Genomic DNA, 22,946 nt, shown 5'->3' on the forward strand with positions numbered 1-22,946 from the left:
AGCTCCGATTACATGCGGAACACGCCGAAGCGGCTCGGCTCGATAGGGGCGTTCAGGGAGGCGGACAGCGCAAGGGCGAGCACCTCGCGGGTCTGCTGCGGATCGATTACACCGTCGTCCCACAGGCGCGCGCTGGAGTAGTAGGGGTGGCCCTGGGTTTCGTACTGATCGAGGATCGGCTGCTTGATCGCGGCCTCTTCTTCAGCACTGAATGCATTGCCCGCACGCTCGGCCTGCTCACGCTTGACCTGCACCAACACGCCGGCGGCCTGCTCGGCGCCCATGACCCCGATGCGTGCGTTGGGCCACATCCACAAAAAACGCGGGTCGTAGGCGCGGCCGCACATGCCGTAGTTACCGGCGCCGAAACTGCCGCCGATGATCACCGTGAACTTCGGCACCTTGGCGCAGGCCACGGCGGTGACCAGCTTGGCGCCATGCTTTGCGATGCCGCCGGCTTCGTATTTCTGGCCGACCATAAAGCCGGTGATGTTCTGCAAAAACAGCAGTGGAATCCCGCGCTGGCAGGCCAATTCGATAAAGTGCGCGCCTTTTTGCGCCGCCTCGGCAAACAGAATCCCGTTGTTGGCCAGGATCGCAATCGGGTAGCCGTGCAAGTGCGCGAAACCGCACACCAGTGTTGTGCCGAACAGCGCCTTGAATTCATCGAACACCGAACCGTCCACCAACCGTGCGATCACTTCGCGCACATCGAATGGCTGCTTGGCATCCGCCGGGATCACGCCGTACAGCTCATCGCTGCTGTACAACGGCGCCACTGGCGCGCGTTGCACCAACTGGCCCTGCTTGCGCCAATTGAGGTTGGCCACACTGCGTCGGGCCAGGGCCAGGGCGTGTTCGTCGCTGTCGGCATAGTGGTCGGCCACGCCGGATATCTTGCAGTGCACATCGGCCCCACCGAGGTCTTCAGCGCTGACCACTTCACCCGTGGCGGCTTTTACCAGCGGTGGGCCGGCAAGGAAGATGGTGGCCTGCTGGCGCACCATGATCGCTTCGTCCGCCATGGCGGGTACATAGGCGCCACCGGCTGTGCACGAGCCCATCACTACCGCAATCTGTGGGATGCCTTGGGCGCTCATATTGGCCTGGTTGAAGAAGATCCGCCCGAAGTGCTCGCGGTCGGGGAATACTTCATCCTGGCGCGGCAGGTTGGCGCCGCCGGAGTCCACCAGGTAGATACACGGCAGGCGGTTCTGCTCGGCGATGGTCTGGGCGCGCAGGTGCTTTTTCACGGTCAGTGGGTAATACGAACCGCCTTTCACCGTTGCGTCGTTGGCGACGATCATGCATTCGACGCCTTCCACGCGACCGATCCCGGCGATTACCCCGGCTGCAGGCACGTCTTCGCCGTACACCTGATGGGCGGCCAATTGGCTGAGTTCAAGGAACGGCGAGCCCGGATCGAGCAGGCGATTGATGCGCTCACGGGGCAGCAATTTGCCACGTGAGGTGTGCCGCTCCTGCGCCTTGGCGCCGCCGCCTTGTTGCACATGGGCGAGCAAGGTGTGCAGGGCGTCGACCTGTTGGCGCATCGCCGCGCTGTTGACGGCAAACTCCGCCGAACGCGGGTTGAGTTGAGTGTGCAAGGTGGCCATGGGGCGCTCCTTCAGCGAGTTTCGTTGAAGAGTTCACGACCGATCAGCATCCGCCGAATCTCACTGGTGCCGGCGCCGATTTCATACAGTTTGGCGTCGCGCAGCAGGCGGCCGGCGGGGAATTCATTGATGTAGCCGTTGCCGCCGAGAATCTGGATCGCGTCCAGGGCCATTTGCGTGGCGCGTTCGGCGCTGTAGAGGATCACCCCGGCCGCGTCCTTTCGCGTGGTTTCGCCGCGCTCGCAGGCCTGGGCCACGGCGTAGAGGTAGGCGCGGCTGGCGTTGAGTTGGGTGTACATGTCGGCGACCTTGCCCTGGATCAGCTGGAATTCGCCGATGCTCTGGCCGAACTGCTTGCGGTCGTGGATGTAGGGAACGATCAGGTCCATGCAGGCCTGCATGATCCCGGTAGGGCCGCCGGACAGCACCACACGCTCGTAATCGAGGCCGCTCATCAGTACTTTTACGCCGCCGTTGAGCACCCCGAGGATGTTTTCCTCGGGCACTTCGACGTCATCGAAAAACAGTTCGCAGGTGTTGGAGCCGCGCATACCCAGCTTGTCGAATTTGCTGCTGCGGCTGAAGCCCTTCCAGTCGCGCTCGACGATAAACGCAGTGATGCCGTGAGGGCCTTTTTCCAGGTCGGTCTTGGCATAAATCACGTAGGTGTTGGCGTCGGGACCATTGGTGATCCAAGTCTTGCTGCCGTTGAGCACGTAGCGGTCGCCGCGCTTGTCGGCGCGCAGTTTCATAGAGACCACATCTGACCCGGCGTTCGGCTCGCTCATGGCCAGAGCGCCGACGTGTTCGCCACTGATCAGTTGGGGCAGGTATTTGAGTTTCTGTTCGTGATTACCGTTGCGGTTGATCTGGTTCACGCACAGGTTCGAGTGTGCGCCGTAGGACAGCGCTACAGACGCCGAGCCACGGCTGATCTCCTCCATGGCCACCACATGGGCCAGGTAACCCAGGCCGGCGCCGCCGTATTCTTCGGCCACGGTAATGCCCAGCAGGCCCATGTCACCGAACTTGCGCCACAGGTCGGCGGGGAACAGGTTGTCACTGTCGATCTGAGCCGCGCGAGGCGCGATCTCCTTGGCCACGAAGGACTGCACCTGGTCGCGCAGCATGTCGATGGTTTCACCGAGGGCGAAGTTCAGGGACGGGTAACTCATGGACAGGCACCTTAAATATCAGCGTTGTTGTTGTATGGAGGGCTCATCAGAGGAGGGCGCTCACCTTTACGTTAACGTAAGCTTGCGTTGTGGTGCTGTCAATCGTAGTTTACGTTTACGTCAACCTACAAAAAAGACAACAGGGGTCGTTATGGATCAACCGCAGCCGAGCTATAGCCGTGGCGCTCAGGACAAGGCCTTGTTGGCCATGACCATTGGCCAGGCCTTCGATCGCACCGTCGCGCAATACCCGCAGGGCGAAGCGCTGGTAGTGCTTCATCAGCAACGTCGTTATACCTGGCAGCAATTGGCCGAGACGGTTGAACTGCATGCCCGCGCGTTCCTCGCATTGGGCATGCAGACCGGCGATCGCCTGGGCATCTGGGCGCCCAATTGCGCGGAGTGGTGCATCAGCCAGATCGCCAGCGCCAAGCTCGGCGTGATCCTGGTCAACATCAACCCGGCGTATCGCAGCAGCGAGCTTGCCTACGTGCTCAAGCAATCCGGCTGCCAATGGCTGGTGTGTGCCGGTTCGTTCAAGACCTCCGATTACCACGCTATGTTGCAGGAACTGAACCCCGACCTGCGCGGCCTGATCAGCCTTCACCCCGAGCCGCCCGCGGGGTTTATGCCTTGGTCGCAACTGGCGAACCTCGGCGCCAGCGTTGCGCTCGAGCAACTTCACGCGCGCCAGGCCAGCCTGCACTTCGATCAACCGGTCAACATTCAATACACCTCCGGCACCACCGGTTTCCCCAAAGGCGCCACCCTCAGCCATCACAACATACTCAATAATGGTTACATGGTCGGCGAAAGCCTGGGCCTCACCGCGCAGGATCGTCTGGTGATCCCGGTGCCGCTGTACCACTGTTTCGGCATGGTGATGGGCAACCTGGGCTGCATAACTCACGGCACCACCATGATCTACCCCAATGACGGCTTTGACCCGCTGCTGACCCTCACCGCCGTCGCCCAAGAGCGCGCCACCGGCTTGTATGGCGTGCCCACCATGTTCATCGCCATGCTCGATCATCCGGGCCGCGCGGACTTTGACCTGTCCACCCTGCGCACCGGCATCATGGCCGGCGCCACGTGCCCCATCGAAGTGATGCGCCGGGTCATCAGCGAACTGCACATGGGCGAAGTACAGATTGCCTACGGCATGACCGAAACCAGCCCGGTGTCGCTGCAGACCGGCGCCAATGACGACCTGGAACGCCGCGTGACCACTGTCGGTCGCACCCAGCCGCAACTGGAAAACAAGATCATCGACGAGGCGGGCAACACCGTTGCACGCGGCCAGATCGGCGAACTGTGCACCCGTGGCTACAGCGTGATGCTCGGCTACTGGAACAACCCCGAAGGCACCCGAGAGGCCATTGACGACGCCGGTTGGATGCACACCGGCGACCTGGCCAGCATGGATGAACACGGTTACGTGTGCATTGCCGGGCGCAACAAGGACATGATCATTCGCGGCGGCGAAAACGTGTACCCACGGGAGCTGGAAGAGTTCTTCTTCACCCATCCGGCAGTGGCTGACGTGCAGATCATCGGCATTCCCGATGCGCGCTACGGCGAAGAAATTGTCGCCTGGATCAAGTTCCACCCTGGCCATGTGGCCAATGCGCTGGAGTTGCAGGCGTGGTGCAAGGACCGCATAGCGCACTTCAAGACGCCTCGGCATTTCAAGTTTGTGGAGGAGTTCCCGATGACGGTGACGGGTAAGATCCAGAAGTTCAGGATGCGCGAAATCAGTCTCCAGGAGCTGCAGGGCGACGCCTGAAACGCGGTGCATGGCTACCGCTTCGGTATGGGGCCCATTGCCTAGAGTGGCGGGATATTCCGCTATCTGAAGGCGATGCACATGACAGACCCAGCCACACCTGACATTGAGGAGGATCAGGGCCCTCACGTCACGGTAATCCGCGACAACACGCCCGGGTGGTACACCGACGCAGTAGACGCGCGTAAAACCGAACTGACCGCCGTGGGCCTGCGTATCCCGGATTGGTACAAACAGGCGCAAGCGCCAGCCAAGGAGCGGCTCAAGAAGGTTCACGAGCGCAGTCGGCGCTCGCTGAACCAGCTCGATCAGTTGCTTGGTTCGCTGCAAAATCCGGCGGACTACGCCGAGCCATTACTGGTTGCCGCCATCGAGAAAACGTTCGGTAAACGCCTGGACGTTCGCCAGGTGTTCTATGCGCGCAAGATGGCGAACACTACATGCAACCCCGGACCCGCTGAGTTGGAACCCGACAGCGAGCATGCACTGGCGCCCGAGTTTTATTTCTATAAAGGCCAGAGCCTGCTTGAAGCGGCGCTGAATAACTTCACTGCGAGTGAGGCCACCGCACCGGTGTGCGGTGATTGCCACCTGATCACCTGTTACAACTTTCACAGCTACCGCGTACGCGTCATTCATTCTGTGTGGAGTGTCCAGGCGCAAAAACTGGACATTGACGCCTATCGTTTTGCCCAGTTGTGCCGGGAGCTTGACCTGGGCAAGTCATACTTCGAACACGTGCGTGCCACGATCAATGCACACATAAACGCAGTGCCAGGCGCGCCGCCCGGAAAACTCTACAGCACGCTGATCACCAGCCATCGAAACCAACTGGAACTGGCCGCTGAGATCGCCTTGATGAAGGCGGATATCGACCCGTCTCAGCATGCGCTGATCAAACAGATCCTGATCGACCCGGTTGGACGCAAATGGGCGGGTGATGATGTCGCGTTCTGTCGATTTCGGCTGCTGGGGCTGGAGCTGGACAGCATCCTGATCATCGGCCCGCGGGTGATGGAGCAGTACCTGGTCAACTCCGAGATCGTGCCTCGGCCGTGCATGGTTTACATCCCCGGCGATCCGCTTTATCCGCTAAAGGCCTATGACAACGTGGGCGCTTTCACCGAAGCACTGACCCTACGCCTGTGCCGCGCACAGTACCGCACGTTCTTCAGCCAATTTGTGCCACTGGCCGAGCAGAATGATTTTTTTGCCAAGCTTAAAATGTTGCTTGACCCTGAGGATGGGTACCGCATCAGCGATAATTTTGATGCAAACAAGAGAACGCCGGTCCAGCGCCAGGGGGACTACGGCAAGGTCTGGAAAGACGTGTGGTACGACAGCGCGCTGCAGCGCGTGCGTTCGATCATGAACAACGCCAGTGCCGGCGCGGTCTCGACCGACGACATCACTACGCGAACCTACAATGCCTGGCTCTGGTCCTGGGGCAGCAAGGCCCTGGATATTCTTAATCTGGCGGCGTTCGTGGTGCCGGTGCTCGGTGAAGTGATGCTGGTGGTGGGAGCGATACAGATGGCTCGCGAGGTGTGTGAGGGCCTTGAGTCATGGTCCGACGGCGACACGCACCAGGCCTGGGCGCATCTCTCGGCGGTGGCGCTGAATGTGGCGGGGCTGGCGGTCCCCAAGGCGCTGACGGTGTTGAAGGACACCGCGTTGGTCAGACGGTTGGTGCATGTCCAGATGGGCGGGCGACCGCGTCTGTATGACTTCAGTCCGGGTGCCTACAAGCATCAGGTTACATTGCCGGCCGGTCTTGTACCGCAGTCCGATGGACTCTATCCCCACGAGGGGCGCCTGTACTTGCCGGCTGCAGGTGGCGGCCACTATGAAGTCCAGGCCGCACGGGGCCGCAATGCCTTCACATTGATCCATCCCGAAGGTGACACGCGCTATGCACCACGTATCCGGCATAACGGCGAAGGCGCGTGGGTGCACGAGTTTGAACAGCCTTTGAGTTGGGATCGCACAACCTTGTTGCGCCGTATGGGCCCCCGTGTCGAGCGCCTGAGCGATGACCAGTTGGAGCAGCTTCGGCTGATCAGCGGGGTGTCCGATGATGAACTGCGCCGTATCTATGTCGAGCAGCAACTGCCGCCACCGATATTCAGCGAAACCCTGCGGCGCTTTGAGTTGGCGGGCAAGCACCAGGCGTTTATCGACCAGTTGAGCAGCAATGATCCGCAGGTGTTCGGCCGGGTCGACGCGACCTTGCAATTGAAATTGCTGGTGGACAACGGCCTGTGGCCAAAATCCAGGGTGCTGGTGATCTTTGATGCCGAAGGCAATCTGACCTGGCGTTCTGACCGGGTCAGGACACGCAGCCAGGTGGTGAAGCTTGATGCCGAGCAGACCGACAGTGGCATGTTGCTGCCAGCTTTTCTCAAACAATTGAGTGAGCCTGAAATCCGTCAACTGCTCGACGAAGAGGCCGTGCTGCACGATCTCCGTACTCGCCTGGATTTTGGTGGGCTGACGGACGAGGAAGGCGATCCCATTCCCCGGCCGGCAAGCCGAGAAGACTTGGAGGCAAAGGCGCAGCTTATGATGCCCGCGCAGCGTACGCCCGAGGCGAGAGCACTCAGGTACCGTGACCGGTTGCTGGAGGTGGCGAAGAACACCCGGGGCAAGCTGTACCGCGAGGAGGTTTTGGCCGGTGATAGGCCCAGCAATACTCATGCACAGCTGATCCAGGACAGCTTCCCCGGACTGCCCCGGCTTGCCGCCGAGGAGCTGGCCAACCACGCCAGCCCCGAGGAGTTGGTGCACCTGGACAGCACATCCCGGTTGCCCCTGCGTCTGGCCGAAGAGGCTCGTTGTTACCTGCAAAAAGCACGGGTCATGCGTGCGCATACCGACATGCTGTTTGACAGTGAATTGACCATGGATGGCGTACACCTGGCGCTGCACAAGCTGGCGGCGCTGCCCGGCCGCCTCGACGGTGTCGGCATCGAGTTGCGTGCAGGCACCTATGACGGGCCGGTGCTGGACCGCATAGGCCGTGCGGACGCCCCGCGACAGCGGCGTCTTGTGCGCGTCAGCATGAAGGAATGGGCGGTGTACCGCGAACCGCAGGTGGCTTCGTACCATCGTGCCGATAAAGACGCGTTCTACAGCGCGCTACTGGTGGCCACTGAGGATCAGGGCCTCGACATGCCGCGAATACGCGAATCGACGCCGACCTTGAAGGCACAGATCACCACTCAGCCGTTGAGCGAACAGGCGAGCCGCCAAGCCCTGCGCCTGCAAGCGATCAAGCCGGGGTTCAAGTCGCCCATGCGCCTGGCCGACGGGCGCATCGGCTACCCGCTCAGCCCGGTGGGTGGCGCGCAGCAATGGCCCTCGGTGTGCGTGATGAAAGCAATGATGCTGTACCCGTCGAAATCCATTGAGGCGGTGGTCGAGATGCTGGGGTTGCAAGGCCGTGGCAGTGCGGCGCTGGTGGCCAGGCTCAATCAGCTTGAACAAGAGTTCGCACAGCTTGACCGGGAATTGGTCGCCTGGCAGCAACAAGGTGAGCCCGGTTACCGCAGCGCCAGGCGTCGGGTCAGCGCGACCGTGCGATACGCCTGGCAGCGCGAGTCGGCTACGGCGTTCGCGGCGGATGGCACGTCTATCGGGCATGTCCTGGACCTGTCTGGTGAAGTCATCGACGAGCTTCCGCAGCTCAGTGCCAATATGGACCACGTGGGCCGCCTGACTTTACGGCGCATGGGGCTGTCGGACAGCTCCCTGCCGTTTCTGCAGTCCTTCGGCGGTTTGCGCTGGCTGGACATGCGTGAGAACAACCTCACTCAACTGCCGGAGTTCGCCAACGCGGGCGTTGGGCTGACCAAGCTCAACCTGAGCCGCAACGATATCCGCCTGACCGAGCAAAGCCGAGCGCGCCTGGAAGCCATGCATGGCCTCAAGATTCTAAACCTCTCCGGCAATCGCAACCTTGGATGGACCGCCGACGTGCGCAACATGCGCAGTCTGAACCAGCTGTATCTGAGCGATACCGGGACCACTCGTTTCCCGGCGGGCGTCGAGCAACTGACTCAACTGGCGCGGATCGACCTGTATACCAATCGGCTCACGACACTGCCGGAGTACGCGTTCCAGCATCTGGAACGGATCTCTGTGCATGACAACCCCTTTTCGGAGGCTACCCGGGTGCGCCTTCCCGGTGAGTTTCCGGTGAATCAGGCGCAATGGGCAGACCATGTCACCGCCGACGAAGCGCGGGTACTCTGGCTGGCCGATACACCGACGGCGCTGCAGGCTGAGCGCGGGATCCTGTGGGATGACCTGAGTGCCAGTGCTGACTCGGCGCCGTTCTTCACGGTACTGGCCGACACCACACGCAGCGCCGAATATGCCTCACCCAACACTCGTGCAGCCCTGGCGGCGCGGGTGTGGGACATGCTGGAAGCAGCACAGCAAAGCCAAGACATCCGCGAAACGCTCTTCAGCACCGCAGATGATCGAGTCACCTGTGGCGATGGCACCACGGTGGAGTTCATGAACCTTGAAAGGGAACTGATCGGCGCAAGGGCCCTGGCACAAGCGGGGGATGCGCACGCGGAGGGCGCACTGATCAGCACGGCGAAAAAACTGTTTCGCCTGCATCTGGTGGACACCCTTGCGCAACGGGACGTCGAGGCGCGAGGGCCTGGGTTTACCGAGCAGGTCGAAGTCATCCTGGCCTATCGGGTCGGTCTGGCGGACCGGCTGGACCTGCCCGTCAAATCCCGCGGCATGTTGTTTCCCCAGCAAGCCAATGTAAGCCCGGCAGCACTCGACCAGGCCTATACGCAGGTGCTCGCGAATGAGCGGATTGTTGCGGATGAGTCAGCGTTTTTTGCCGAGCGGCGTTTCTGGCAACAGCACTTGCGCACTCGCTACCCTCAGGAGCTTGAGGCCTTGACGGCGCCCGGTACCGCGCTGAACCGGGCCAAGGGCGAGGCGCTCGAAGCGGTCTCGGACTGGCAGGCGCTGGAGGATAGCGCGCAGGACAGGGCGCAGTGGCAGGCAACACACACCGAATTGGTCGATAACCTGATGACTGTGCTGGGTAAGCCCAGGGAAGAGATTCTGGTGAATGGTTCGATGCAAAGTGCGTTTTATATCGAGCAGTTCAACCTGCTGCGCGTGGCGCAGTGGGAGCAAGAAGAACAGGCCATGCGCACGCTGACGCGGTCGGTGCTCAACAACGCCGCCGCTGAGCAGGGGACAGAGGTCTGAAAAGGCCATGTGCAGAAAGCACAAAGGGGACCCGAGGGTCCCCTTTAATTTGTCGTTGCGTGCTCTTTTTTATTATTGAAGGGCGGCCTGTTGTTGTTTTTGGTAGCCGTGACCCTTTACCGCTGTTTTTAGCGACCCCCATGCGGGGTCAAGAGCAAACGTATTTTTTTGAGCGCTGACCTGCTTCTTCGTGACCGATCCAACCAGTGGGTAGCTACCTGAGGTAGTTTTATTTTTCTCTAACCGGTTGCGGGTTTCGGCGAGCCGTACCCTGCGAAGCACATCTTCTCCAAAAAAATCTGTTAGCTGCGTCTCTGCCGTGTTGTTTTTGTTATGTCAGAGTCGTTTCGTCTTATTTTTATTAGGTTTGGCGCTTTTTATTCTTGTTATGCCATAGAGATAGCAGAAGCCGTGCCAACTTTTAAAAAGCCTTTAAAATCAGCATGTTAGTTTTTTGTTCGGATTTGGCTTACGCAAAGTTCGACAAAATATGTTCCCGTGTTACTCGATGTGTAGTCGTGCGGTAACACATTGTCACGGCTGCTCTACTCAAACGGCATTACGGACCTTGGCCACCCGCGAACCCGTAGGGCGGCCTAGGACCTGACTGATTTGCAGGCCTGCGGCAATCAATGCTTGCAGGTCGATGCCGGTGTCGATCCCCAGGCCGTTGAGCAGGTAGACCACGTCTTCAGTGGCAACGTTACCGCTGGCGCCCTTGGCGTAAGGGCAGCCGCCGAGGCCCGCGATAGAGCTGTCGAACACACTGATCCCTTCTAGCAGACTGGCATAGATGTTGGCGACCGCCTGGCCGTAGGTGTCATGGAAGTGGCCCGCCAGTTTGTCCCGTGGCACCTGCGCACCGACGACATCGAACAGTCGCCGGGTAGAGCCTGCCGTGCCGGTGCCGATGGTGTCGCCCAGGGAAACCTCGTAGCAGCCCATGGCATACAACTCCCGCGCGACTGCGGCAACTTGCTCTGGCGCAATCTCGCCTTCGTAAGGACAACCCAACACGCAGGACACATAGCCGCGCACGCTGATGCCATGTTGCCGGGCTGCAGCCATGATCGGCGCAAAGCGTTCCAGGCTTTCACTGATGGAACAGTTGATATTGCGTTGGGAAAACGCCTCGGACGCTGCCGCAAACACCGCGACTTCTTTCACCCCGGCCGCCAGCGCATCCTCAAAACCCCGCAGGTTCGGTGCCAGTGCGCCATAGGTCACGCCGGGCTTACGCTGGATCTGCGCAAATACCTCGGCCGAACCGGCCATCTGCGGTACCCACTTGGGCGAGACGAAACTGCCAACTTCGATGTAGCTCAAACCCGCCGCGCTGAGGGCGTCCACCAGTTGCACCTTGTCGGCCACGCTGATGGGTTGGGCTTCGTTCTGCAGCCCATCGCGCGGACCGACTTCGACCAGGCGCACATGGGAGGGGAGTGGATTTGATGGGTGGGACATGGCAGTTACCTTCTGATCAATGGCCAGCCTGGCTCATGGTGTGCGCGAGGGCCTGGGTGCAGCGCTCTTCGGCGGTGTCCAGTTCCAGTTTCATCTGTTCGATATCCAGCAACTGTTGCTCAAGCTGCTCGCGGCGCTCTGCGATCTTAGCCAGCATGCTGTTGAGCTGGATGTGGTTGCCGCTGCTGGGGTCGTAGAGTTCGATGAGCTCGCGGCATTCGGCCAGGGAAAAACCGATGCGTTTGCCGCGCAGGATCAGCTTGAGGCTGACCTTGTCCCGTGCCGAATAGATGCGTTCCTGGCCCCGGCGCTCCGGGGTCAGCAGGCCTTGTTCTTCATAGAAGCGAATGGCGCGAGTGGTGATGTCGAGCTCGCGGGCGAGGTCGGAGATGCTGTAGGTGATGCTCATGGCGGCGCTCAAGAAGGTCCTGGCGCTAAGCTAATGGCAGGTTGACGTAAACGTCAAGGCCAGCTTCGCTGACCATAGGGGGCAAGCCCCCTCCCACAAGGTGCGCGCTTCAACCTCAGGCTTGTTGTTTGTCCAGCTTCTTCTCATGGGCCGTAACCTGCTGGCACAACTCGATCATCTGCTCACGCATCCAGCGGTTGGCCGGATCCTGGTCGGTGCTTTCGTGCCAGTACAGGTGCGTTTCCACCGGAGGCACATCGTTGACCGGCAGGTTGACCCAGTGCAACTCATGGCGCCGTGCGAAGCGTTCGGGCACGGTCATCACCATGTCGGTCTGCTGCAGCACTTGCGAGGCCATCAGGTAATGCTGGGAGCGCAGGGCGATCTTGCGTTGCAGGCCCATCTTGCCCAAGGCCAGGTCGACATGGCCCAGGCCGTTGCGGCGGCTGGAGATGTGGATATGGGTCAGCCCCAGGTAATCGTCGAGGGTCAGCTTGTCCTTGCCCGCCATCGGGTGGCCCTTGCGCATGGCGCACACGTAGCGGTCTTCCATCAGCTTGACGTGGCGCACTTGCGGGTCGGTGTTGAGCGGCGCATCCACAGCAAAATCCAGGCGCCCGGCAGCCAGTTCCTTGGTGGTTTCGCGGCGCTTGGACAGGAAACTTTCGATCACTACCGTCGGCGCCAGACGGCGCAGGCGCTGGAACAGCGCCGGCAGAATCACCGCTTCGGTGAGGTCGGTCATGCTGATGCGGTAGGTCTTGGCCGCCTGTTGCGGATTGAAGATACGGCTTTCCTGTACCGACACTCGCAGCAACGACAGTGCATTACGCACCGGGCCGATGATGTTCTGCGCCATCGGCGTGGGCACCATGCCCTGAGCGGTGCGTACAAACAGCGGGTCGTTGAAGGTCTCGCGCAGGCGTGCCAGGGCGTTGGACACCGCCGGCTGGGTGATGCCGACGATCTGACCGGCGCGGGTCAGGTTGGCTTCGGTGTAGATCGCGTCGAAGACGATAAAGAGGTTGAGGTCGACCTTGCTCAGATTCATTGGGTTGCGCTCTTATTGTTAGGTGGCGATTTGTTGCGTGCTGAGACGCCGATCATATATCGGTGATGAATGTTAATACACGCCGAGAATAGGCTAGGTAAATTATGAGCGCTGTTCTAGCATCGATTGCATGACCTAAACAACCTCTCAAAGAAGGGAGCTGCTCATGGATTTCGCCTATTCGCCCAAGGTTCAGGAACTGCGTGAACGCGTCACCGCGTTTATGGATGCTTACGTTTACCCGGCCGAGCCGGTGTTCGAACGCCAGGTCAGCGAAGGCGACCGCTGGCAGCCCACCGCCATCATGGAAGAGTTGAAAGCCAAGGCTAAAGCCGAAGGCCTGTGGAACCTGTTCCTGCCCGAGTCCGAACTGGGCGCCGGCCTGACCAACCTCGAATATGCGCCGCTGGCCGAAATCATGGGCCGTTCACTGCTGGGCCCGGAGCCGTTCAACTGCTCGGCACCGGATACCGGCAACATGGAAGTACTGGTGCGCTACGCCAACGAAGAGCAGAAACAACGCTGGCTCGAACCGCTGTTGCGCGGCGAGATTCGCTCGGCCTTCGCCATGACCGAACCGGACGTCGCCTCGTCGGACGCCACCAACATGGCCGCCCGCGCCGAACGCCAGGGCGACGAGTGGGTGATCAATGGCAAGAAATGGTGGACCTCCGGCGCCTGCGACCCGCGCTGCAAGATCCTGATTTTCATGGGCCTGAGCAACCCCGACGCGCCACGCCATCAGCAGCACTCGATGATCCTGGTGCCGGTGGACACCCCCGGTGTGAAAATCGTGCGCCCGCTGCCGGTGTTCGGCTACGACGACGCGCCTCACGGCCACGCCGAAGTGCTGTTCGACAACGTGCGTGTGCCCTATGAGAACGTACTGCTTGGCGAAGGCCGCGGCTTTGAAATTGCCCAAGGTCGTCTTGGCCCAGGCCGTATCCACCACTGCATGCGCTCCATTGGCATGGCCGAACGTGCGCTGGAGTTGATGTGCAAACGCGCGGTCAGCCGTACGGCGTTCGGTAAACCGTTGGCACGCTTGGGCGGCAATATCGACAAGATCGCCGACTCACGGATGGAGATCGATATGGCGCGCCTGCTGACCCTGAAAGCGGCGTACATGATGGACACCGCGGGCAACAAAGTGGCGAAAAGCGAAATTGCGCAAATCAAGGTGGTGGCGCCAAACGTAGCGCTGAAGGTCATCGACCGCGCGATCCAGATCCACGGCGGCGCAGGCGTCTCCAACGACTTCCCGCTGGCCTACATGTACGCGATGCAACGCACACTGCGCCTGGCCGACGGCCCGGACGAAGTGCACCGCGCTGCAATCGGCAAGTTTGAAATCGGCAAATATGTGCCTAAAGAGTTGATGCGCAGCGGGCAGTAATACGGCGTCGGCTGCAATCGGGGGCGAGCACCCTCCCACATTCGACAGTATTCCTACTGGAGATACGCGGTCACCTGTGGGAGGGGGCTTGCCCCCGATGAGGCAGGATCAGGCACTGAAGATCCGGCAGTCCTCAGTACGCCCAAACCTCCACCCGCCGATTTTTGATCCGCCCCTCATCCGCCGTATTCGCCGCCACCGGCATCTGCGCACCAAACCCGCGAATATCTCGCAGTACTACGCCGCTCTTGACCAACTCCCGTCGCACCGCCATCGCCCGCAATTTAGACAGCAGCGCCGCCCGCTGCGGATCGTTCTTGGTATCGCCGAATCCCACCAGCGTCACCTTTTTGTCCAGCTTGTCGTGACCCTTGAGATACGCCACCACCCGCTGCACATCCTGGCGCGCCTTGTTATCCAGGCTGGCGCTGCCTTCTTCGAAACGAAAATTCACGGTCAAGCGCTGAGCGTCCCGAGCGATGGCTTGATAGTCATCCGGCATTGTCGGGCGCGGTTCCACGGCCATGGCCTGCACCTGCTGCGCAATAAACCCACTGGCCGCCACAATCGCCTGGCCTTTGCTGCTCTGGGCAAAGTCCACCAGCGCCTTGGCCCACGGGTTATGGGCGGTGGGCGGCAGGTAAAAGAACAATCGGCGCGACAGCGGGTAATCCTCGGTGGCGATCAGGCTGTTGAGCGGCAACATCGGTTGCGAGTCGCCATCCACAATCGCCACGGCCTTGGCGTGGCGCACGTAGGGCAGCCCAATAAAACCGATGCCCTGAGGGTCCTGGCTCACCGCATCGGACAATGCCTCGCTGGACTCGAAACGCTTGGCCGAAGAAACCAGGGGCTTGGCGCGCAGGCGCAACACCAATTCCTTGAAGGTGTCGTAGGTGCCCGACTGGTCATCGCGGGCGTAGATATGAATCGCGCCGCCGATGCCGCCCAGAGCCTCCCAAGTGCTGATCTCACCGTTAAAGATCTGCGCCAGTTGCTCGGTATTCAGGGTATTCAGCGGGTTCTGTGGGTTGAGGATGATTGCCAGGCCATCGATGGCGATCACGTGTTCGGCGTCGGGGCTTTTCAAGTCACCAAGCGGTTCAAGGTCTACCAGTTCGCTGTCCTTGATCGGTCGGGACGAGGCCGCAAGGTCGGCGCTGGTTTTCTTCAGGGCGGCAAAGCCTGTGCTGGAACCGTGGGCTGCGACGTCGATAGTCACCGTTTTGCCCTGGCGTGTCTTGCCGATCACGCGCTGTTCATTGGCACCCTCGGCAGGTTCGCTGTGCACGTTCTGCAACCCTTGATGCTCCATCAAACCCTTGGCCAATGCCGGGGCCAGCGCCGCGCCAATGGTGTTGGAACCCTGGATGCGCAAAGCCGGGCCTTGATCGGGAACGGGTAGGGGGGCAGCCACAACGGAGAGGGAAAACGCGCAACACAACAGGAACAGAACGCGCAGCATCATGCCGGCACCTTCTCAAGCCAAAGGGAGTGCCGCGAGATTAAGTCAGTAGGATTTCAATAATGTGACTGGCACTCAAATGATCAAAAGTGTGGGAGGGGGCTTGCCCCTTCTCCCACATTTGACCCGAGTACAGTCAGGGGGATCAGCTCAGTTCAAGCCAGATCGGCGCATGGTCCGACGGTTTTTCCAAGCCACGCAGGTCGTAATCCACGCCGGCATCCTTGACCCGTGGCAGCAAACCGTTGGAGGCCATGATCAGGTCGATTCGCAGCCCACGCTTGGGCTCATCTTCAAAGCCGCGGCTGCGGTAGTCGAACCAACTGAAGCGGTCGGTCACGTCCGGGTTGAGGTGACGGAAGCTGTCCACCAGGCCCCAGTTTTTCAGGCGGGCCATCCATTCGCGCTCTTCGGGCAGGAAACTGCACTTGCCAGTTTTCAGCCAGCGCTTGGCGTTGTCGGCGCCGATGCCGATGTCGCAGTCTTCCGGGGAAATATTCACATCGCCCATCACCACCAGCGCCTGATCGTTGCTGAACTGGCTTTCCAACAACTGTTGCAGGTCTTCGTAAAAGCGCTGCTTGGCGGGGAATTTGGTTGGATGGTCGCGGCTTTCACCCTGTGGGAAATAGCCGTTCATGATGGTCACCGGGTTGCCGTTTTCATCGGCGAAGGTGCCCCAGATAAAACGACGCTGGGCGTCTTCTTCGTCACTGGCAAAGCCTTTGTGAAGGCTCAACGCAGGCTGACGCGAAAGCAGCGCCACGCCGTAGTGGCCTTTTTGGCCGTGGTAGTAAACGTGATAGCCCAGTGCTTGTACTTCGGCCAGAGGAAACTGGTCGTCGTGGACCTTGGTTTCCTGCAGGCCGATTACATCGGGTTGATGCTTTTCAATCAGCGCCGCCAGCTGATGGGGGCGGGCGCGCAGCCCGTTGATATTGAAGGAGACGATTTTCATGGTCGGCGGTCCAGTCTGGCAAAAGGGCGATGCTAGCGGACAAGTCGGACGGGGGCCAGCGTGGCGGTAGGACAGATGCGCTGCTAATGTCTGGGAACGACTGGTGCTGCGTAGGTTCGTACCCATAAGAACGCCATCTATTGAGTGGCGCCCAGGGAGATTGATTGTATGACTGACACTGCCATTGGCGAAGTTCGCTTGCTCAACAGCGGCTATTCCCGCGAGGCCCGCTCCCTGCTGTACCAGGCCTATCGGCATGAGCCGACGTTTGCCTACATCTTCGAAGCCGAACGCCCAGGTTATGAGCAGCGGGTACGCGCCACCGTGCGGGAGCTGGTCAAGCAGCATTTCTTTCAAAAACTTCCGGCGATCGGTTTGTTTGTGAATGATCGGCTGATCGGCATTGCCTTGATCGCACCCCCGCAACGGCGCCTGGGGATCACTGAGAGCTGGGCGTGGCAACTGCGCATGTGGCTGAGCACTGGCGTGCGCGGTACACGGCGGTATCTTGATTATCATCACGCCGTGCTGGCGTGCCTGCCGAGCGAATCGGTGCATGTGCTGCCGCTTTTGGGCATTCACCCGCAGTTCCAGGGCAAACACTACGGTGAACAGTTGCTGGAGGCGGTGCACAACTGGTGCGCCGAAGACCCGCACTCTTCGGGTGTGGTGCTGGACACCGGCAATTCCCGCTACCTGGATTTCTACAAGCGCCAGGGCTATGAGGAAATCGGCGAAGTCGCTGTAGGGCCTATCCTGGAGCATGTCTTTTTCCACCCCAATCCCCAGCTGTTACATGCTGCAACGGCTTAATGCAGAATTTTTCAGAATCGTCTGAGTTCTAAGTGTTCCCCCAGCTCGTGTAGCATCCGCGCCTATGAAGTTTCCAGGAAGATTTACCAGCGGCTTGGTTCTGCTGTTCACAAGCTGCGGCGCATTTGCGCTAAGCGAATTGGACGTGCGGATCAAACCCTCAAACGACGCGTTGAAAGCCAACATTGAAGGCTACATCGGCGGGGTTGGCGATCGTGACGAAGAGGCCTTGCTGCGGTTCAGCCGTGGCGCCGAAGAGCAGGCGCGCAAAGCGGCGCAGGCACTAGGCTTCTATCAGCCAAACATCGACAGCGAGGTGAAAGGCGGCAAGAACCCGCGCCTGATCCTCCGCGTCGACCCCGGTGAACCGGTGCATTTACGCAACGTGACTATTCGGGTCGACGGCGAGGCTGCGAACCTTAAGTCTTTTCGCGTGCCTGCCAGCGATGACCTTATCTCCGGCGCCGTGCTCAACCACGGCCACTACGAAGACGCCAAGCGTCTGATCCAGAATCAAGCCTCGCGCTACGGTTTTTTCAGCGGGCGCTTTACCAGCCAGAAACTCGCGGTGGACCCACAAGCAGGCGTCGCCGATATCGAACTCATTTATGACAGCGGCCCGCGCTACAGCCTGGGCAAGGTTAGCTTTGCCGGCGACACGCCGTTTGATGACGAACTGCTGCAACGCATGGTGCCGTTCAAAAACGGTGACCCTTACGATTCCGAACTGATCGCCGAACTCAACCAGAACCTGCAAGCCAGCGGCTTTTTCGAAGGGGTGCGCGTGGATGCCAGCCCCACCGCCTCGACACAAGACGTGATCCCGGTGGCCGTCAATCTGGACACACGCAAGCCCCGCACCATGGGCCTGGGCCTGGGTTACTCCACCGACGTCGGTCCGCGTGGCAAGGCCAACTGGACTCGCCACTGGGTTAACCCCCAGGGCCACAGTTATGGCTGGGAAGCCGAACTCTCGGCTCCGCGCCAGAACGTCGGCCTGTGGTACGACATTCCGCTGGACCCGCCGCTCACCGACAAACTGCGCTTCGCTGGCGGCTACCAGAATGAAGAACTGGCGAACACCGACACCCTGAGTAAATTGCTTACCGTCGGCCCCGAATGGCACAGCAAGTTGCCCAGTGGATGGACACGGGTGATTTCTCTCAAGTACCAGCGCGAAGAATATCGCCTGGGCAACGACTCCGGCCTGAGCAACCTGCTGATGCCTGGTATCAGTTATTCCTACCTGCGCAGCGATAACCGCATTGACCCCCACAACGGCTACCGCCTGCAATTCGACACGAAGGTGGCGAAGGAAGGCCTGGGCTCCGACACCAACTTGCTGTACGGCACGGCCATGGTCAAAGGCCTGACTACCCTGTGGGACAATCATCGTTTCCTGGCGCGGGCGCAGTTCGGCGGCAGTGCCACCAATGGCTACAAGTCGGTGCCTCCGTCGTTGCGCTTCTTTGCCGGTGGCGATCAGAGCGTGCGCGGTTATGAGTACCAGACGCTGTCGCCCGAGAACGACCAAGGTGATCGCATCGGTGGCCGCTACATGGTGGCCTTGAGCGCCGAGTATCAATATTCCATCGCCGAAAAATGGCGGATCGCGACCTTCATCGACCAGGGCAACTCGTTCAACACCCTGGAACTGCCCAGCCTGAAAACCGGCGTGGGTGTCGGTATCCGCTGGGTATCGCCGGTGGGGCCAATCCGCCTCGACCTGGCCCATGCCCTGGAAGACCCGGGCGGCGTTCGTTTGCACTTTTCCATGGGGCCTGAGCTGTGATGCGTGGTTTGAAAATAGCGGGGCTGGCCGTGGTGGCCATCCTCGCCGTGCTGTTGCTGGCACTGTGGGCGGTACTGGGCAGCCAGGCGGGCAGCCGCTGGGCGTTGGGCCAAGTGCCGGGTTTGAGTGTGGAGAATTTCCAGGGCCGTTTGGGCGGCCAGTGGAGCGCCGATCATCTGCTGTGGCAGCAAGACACCAGCCGCGTGGAACTCAAGGCGCCCACGTTTGAGTGGTCGCCAGCCTGCCTGCTGCGCATGACCTTGTGCATTGACCGGTTGGATGTGGATCAGGTCATTCTGCAATTTCCACCCAGCACCGAAGAAAGCAGCGGCCCCCTTGTACTGCCAGATCTGAAATTGCCGGTTGCTCTCCAGTTAGGCGACGTTCGCGTCGGTAGCCTGGTGTTCAACGGCAGCGAAGAGCTTAAAGGCCTGCAACTGGCGGCGCATTGGACCGCCGCCGGGATGCAAATCGACTCAGTGCACCTGCAGCGCGACGATCTGGTGCTGGACCTGTCTGGCCTGTTGCAACCCACTGGCGACTGGCCGTTGACCGCCAGCGGAAACCTGAGCCTGCCTTACGCGCCCGGCGGCGCGCCCTGGAAAGTTGCCCTTAAGGTCGACGGCGACCTGCTCAAGACCCTCAAACTCGACGCCGACAGCAGCGGCTACCTGCCGGCCAAACTGCAGGGCGAGCTGCAACCCCTGGCTGAAAACCTTCCGGCCCAGTTGCACATCACCGCTGACGGCTTCAAGCCCAGCGCCGATCTGCCCGACACCCTGCAACTCAATCAACTGGACCTCACCGCCAAGGGTGATCTGAAAAACGGCTACCGACTGCTCGGCAAGGCCGTGCTACCGGCAGAGAAAGGTCCGGTGGACCTGCTGCTGCAAGGCAAAGTCGACGCCAGCGGCGCGCAAATTGCGGGCCTGGACCTTAATGCCGGTGACAAGCAAAGCCTCAAGCTGAGTGCCAACCTGGATTGGCAACAAGGCTTCACAGCCGATGCCAGGATCGACTGGCTCGACTTCCCCTGGCATCGCCTCTATCCCGTGATCGACGAACCCCAAGTGACGGTGCGTACGTTCAACGGCGAGATTTCCTATAAAGACGGCAACTACCTGGGCAACCTCAAGGCCGACCTCGACGGCCCGGCCGGCAAGTTCAATGTGGTCACGCCGTTCAGTGGCGACCTCAAGCAAGTCTTCCTGCCCGAGCTGAAACTCACCGCCGGTCAAGGTAAGGCCGAAGGCCACCTGAACCTGCAGTTTGCCGATGGTATCGCCTGGGATACCGCGCTGGACCTGTCGGCGCTCAATCCGGCGTACTGGGTCGCTGAACTGCCGGGTACGTTGGCCGGTCCGCTGCGCAGCAAGGGCGAGTTCAAGAACGAGCAACTCAAGCTGAATGCCGACCTCGACCTCAAGGGCCGCCTGCGGGGCCAAACCGCCGTGCTGGCGGCCAAGGCCGAAGGTGCAGGGGAGCAATGGACCCTGGCCAACCTGGATATTCGCCTGGGTGACAACCGCATCAACGGCAGCGGCAGCCTGCAACAACGCCTGGCCGGGCAGATCGACATCAAGCTGGCGCGCCTCGCCCAGCTCTGGCCGCAGTTACGCGGGCAGATCAATGGCCGCCTCGACGTGGCCGGCAGCCTGAACGCGCCTCAGGGCAAACTCGACATCAAGGGCCAGCAACTGGCGTTTGCCGACAACCGCCTGCAAAGCCTCAGCCTCGGCGCTACCCTCGACAGCGCCCAGCGCGCCAAGATCGACCTCAAAGGCAGCGGTATTCAAAGCGGCGACACCCAGATCGGCACCCTGACCGCCAGCGCTCAAGGCGACATCAAGAACCAGAAGGTCCAGCTCGACTTGGCCGGTCCGCTGGTCAAGCTGGCCCTGGCCCTGGACGGCAACCTCGACAAAGGCAACTGGCGCGGGCGCCTGGCCAGCGGTGATGTCCAGGCCGGCGGGCAGGATTGGAAACTGCAAGCCCCGGCGAAAATCGACTACATGGCCGACGGCAAGCTGACCTTCGCGGCGCATTGCTGGGTCTCCGGCGGCGCCAGCCTGTGCGGCGAAGACCAGCGCCTGATGCCCGAGCCCAAGTTGCGTTACCACCTCAAGCAATTCCCAATCGACAGCCTCGCGGCCTTTTTGCCCAAGGATTTTGCCTGGCGCGGCAGGCTCAATGCCGATGTCCAGCTCGACCTGCCCGACAGCGGCCCCAAGGGCTTGATTTCGGTGGATGCCAGCGGCGGCACTTTGCGCGTCAAGGACAAGGACCAGTGGCTGGATTTTCCTTACGACACCCTCAAGCTTGAAACCACCCTCAACCCCAAGCGCATCGACACACAGTTGAACTTCCGGGGTGGCAAGCTCGGTGAATTGCTGTTGCAGACGCAGATTAATCCGCTGCCGAAGAACAAGCCGATCACTGGCAATTTCAGCCTCACCGGGCTGGACCTGGCGGTAGCGCGTCCGTTTGTGCCGATGGTGGAAACCCTCAACGGCAAGCTCAACGGCAACGGCCGGATTTCCGGTGGCCTGCTCGCGCCGCAGATCAACGGCAATGTGAACCTGATCGGCGGCGAAGTCTCTGGTCCGGAGTTGCCCGTCAGCCTCGAAGGCCTGAACGTGCAGGCTCTCATCGCCGGCGAAAGCGTGCAGCTCAATGGTGGTTGGCGCAGTGGCAAAGCCGGGCAGGGCAGCCTCAAGGGCCAGATCGACTGGGGGCAGGCCCTGGCCGTGGACCTCAGTCTGCAAGGCTCGCAATTGCCGGTCACAGTCGAACCCTACGCCACGCTGGAAGTGGCGCCGGACCTGAAGATCACCTTGAAGGACGACAAACTGGCGATTGCCGGGAAAGTGAAGATCCCGCGTGGCGACATCACCGTGCGCGAATTGCCGCCGTCGACGGTCAAGGTCTCGGACGACACTATCATCGTCGGCAGTCAGACCGAGGAGGGCAAGCCAGCGATGGCCATGGCCATGGATATCGACGTGGCAGTGGGCGAAGACCAGCTCAACTTCTCAGGCTTCGGCCTCACCGCCAAGGTGCAGGGTCATGTGCATGTCGGCGACAACATGGACACTCGTGGCGAGCTTTGGCTCAACGATGGGCGCTACCGCGCGTACGGGCAGCGGCTCAATGTGCGGCGGGCGCGTCTGCTGTTTGCCGGCCCTCTGGACCAGCCGTTCCTGGACATCGAGGCGGTGCGTGTCACCACAGAGCCGTCCCGGACCGTGACCGCCGGTATTCGCCTGAGCGGCAGCGCCGAGCAACCGACTACGCAGATTTTCTCCGAGCCGGCGATGGCCCAAGAGGATGCGTTGTCGTACTTGGTACTGGGGCGTTCACGCACCACCACTGGCGAAGACAACAACATGCTCGCCGAAGCGGCGCTGGGCCTGGGTTTGATGGGCAGCGCCGGGGTGACCTCGGACATCGCCACCAAGTTGGGCATTCAGGACTTCGACCTCGACACCCAGGGCAGCGGCAATAACACCGCCGTAGTAGCCAGCGGCAAGATCACCGAGAAGCTCAGCCTGCGCTATGGCGTGGGCGTGTTCGAACCGGCCAGCACCATTGCCTTGCGCTACCTGCTGAGCAAGAAGGTATACCTGGAGGTGGCGAGTGGCGTGGCCAGTTCCCTCGACATTTTCTACAAGCGCGATTTCTAAGTCCTAGTCGGTCAACCAATGTGTGAGGGGGCTTGCCCCCGATTGCGGTGTGACAGTCAGCAGATGTAGTGACTGACACACCGTGATCGGGGGC

The 22,946-nt window shown here is 60.9% G+C and carries 13 protein-coding genes; 6 read left to right on the plus strand and 7 right to left on the minus strand.

Annotated features, from left to right (window positions below; translation table 11 throughout):
- Positions 1–8 precede the first annotated feature (8 nt).
- Together CKW32_RS06725 and CKW32_RS06730 are read right to left on the minus strand one after the other, a co-directional pair.
- Positions 9–1,616, minus strand: coding sequence for a carboxyl transferase domain-containing protein (locus CKW32_RS06725; RefSeq protein WP_095184404.1), 1,608 nt, complete (start codon positions 1,614–1,616; stop codon positions 9–11).
- Between the two features lie 11 nt (positions 1,617–1,627).
- Positions 1,628–2,791, minus strand: a complete 1,164-nt coding sequence (locus tag CKW32_RS06730; protein WP_032889830.1) for an isovaleryl-CoA dehydrogenase — start codon at positions 2,789–2,791, stop codon at positions 1,628–1,630.
- A gap of 151 nt (positions 2,792–2,942) precedes the next feature.
- Between CKW32_RS06730 and CKW32_RS06735 the strand changes: the two genes are divergently transcribed.
- Positions 2,943–4,577: an AMP-binding protein gene (locus CKW32_RS06735; RefSeq protein ID WP_095184405.1), complete on the plus strand. Its 1,635-nt coding sequence runs from the start codon at positions 2,943–2,945 to the stop codon at positions 4,575–4,577.
- Between the two features lie 81 nt (positions 4,578–4,658).
- On the plus strand, positions 4,659–9,821 hold the full coding sequence (locus tag CKW32_RS06740; RefSeq protein WP_095184406.1) for an NEL-type E3 ubiquitin ligase domain-containing protein: 5,163 nt from the start codon (positions 4,659–4,661) through the stop codon (positions 9,819–9,821).
- A gap of 549 nt (positions 9,822–10,370) precedes the next feature.
- Here CKW32_RS06740 and CKW32_RS06745 read toward each other — a convergent pair.
- The 3 genes from CKW32_RS06745 to CKW32_RS06755 all read right to left on the minus strand — a co-directional run bounded on the left by CKW32_RS06745 (position 10,371) and on the right by CKW32_RS06755 (position 12,745).
- Positions 10,371–11,285 (minus strand): hydroxymethylglutaryl-CoA lyase, encoded by a 915-nt coding sequence (locus tag CKW32_RS06745; protein ID WP_032889827.1) that lies wholly within the window; start codon positions 11,283–11,285, stop codon positions 10,371–10,373.
- A gap of 16 nt (positions 11,286–11,301) precedes the next feature.
- Complete coding sequence (locus tag CKW32_RS06750) at positions 11,302–11,694, minus strand: MerR family DNA-binding transcriptional regulator (protein WP_032889825.1); 393 nt, start codon at positions 11,692–11,694, stop codon at positions 11,302–11,304.
- Between the two features lie 115 nt (positions 11,695–11,809).
- A complete protein-coding gene (locus CKW32_RS06755; RefSeq protein WP_095184407.1) occupies positions 11,810–12,745 on the minus strand; it encodes a LysR family transcriptional regulator in 936 nt (311 codons plus the stop codon).
- Between the two features lie 166 nt (positions 12,746–12,911).
- On the opposite strand from CKW32_RS06755, the gene CKW32_RS06760 reads away from it, so the two are divergent.
- The gene (locus tag CKW32_RS06760) at positions 12,912–14,141 is read left to right on the plus strand and encodes an acyl-CoA dehydrogenase (RefSeq protein ID WP_032889822.1); all 1,230 of its coding nucleotides are present in this window, start codon (positions 12,912–12,914) and stop codon (positions 14,139–14,141) included.
- A gap of 133 nt (positions 14,142–14,274) precedes the next feature.
- Here CKW32_RS06760 and CKW32_RS06765 read toward each other — a convergent pair whose 3' ends face one another.
- Complete coding sequence (locus CKW32_RS06765; RefSeq protein ID WP_095184408.1) at positions 14,275–15,609, minus strand: substrate-binding domain-containing protein; 1,335 nt, start codon at positions 15,607–15,609, stop codon at positions 14,275–14,277.
- A gap of 142 nt (positions 15,610–15,751) precedes the next feature.
- On the minus strand, positions 15,752–16,564 hold the full coding sequence (gene xthA, locus CKW32_RS06770) for an exodeoxyribonuclease III (RefSeq protein ID WP_095184409.1): 813 nt from the start codon (positions 16,562–16,564) through the stop codon (positions 15,752–15,754).
- A gap of 168 nt (positions 16,565–16,732) precedes the next feature.
- Here xthA and CKW32_RS06775 point away from each other — a divergent pair, with 168 nt between their 5' ends.
- The 3 genes from CKW32_RS06775 to CKW32_RS06785 all read left to right on the plus strand — a co-directional run bounded on the left by CKW32_RS06775 (position 16,733) and on the right by CKW32_RS06785 (position 22,852).
- Positions 16,733–17,377, plus strand: coding sequence for an N-acetyltransferase (locus CKW32_RS06775; RefSeq protein ID WP_032889813.1), 645 nt, complete (start codon positions 16,733–16,735; stop codon positions 17,375–17,377).
- 64 nt (positions 17,378–17,441) lie between these two features.
- Positions 17,442–19,169 carry an autotransporter assembly complex family protein gene (locus CKW32_RS06780; protein ID WP_032889811.1) on the plus strand — a complete coding sequence of 576 codons (1,728 nt, stop codon included), beginning with the start codon at positions 17,442–17,444 and terminating at the stop codon, positions 19,167–19,169.
- Positions 19,169–22,852 carry a translocation/assembly module TamB domain-containing protein gene (locus CKW32_RS06785; RefSeq protein ID WP_095184410.1) on the plus strand — a complete coding sequence of 1,228 codons (3,684 nt, stop codon included), beginning with the start codon at positions 19,169–19,171 and terminating at the stop codon, positions 22,850–22,852. The genes CKW32_RS06780 and CKW32_RS06785 overlap by 1 nt, the downstream gene beginning before the upstream one ends.
- Positions 22,853–22,946 lie beyond the last annotated feature (94 nt).

The sequence above is a fragment of the Pseudomonas sp. Irchel 3H9 genome, assembly GCF_900187495.1.
In the GTDB taxonomy this organism is placed as follows: Bacteria; Pseudomonadota; Gammaproteobacteria; order Pseudomonadales; family Pseudomonadaceae; genus Aquipseudomonas; species Aquipseudomonas sivasensis.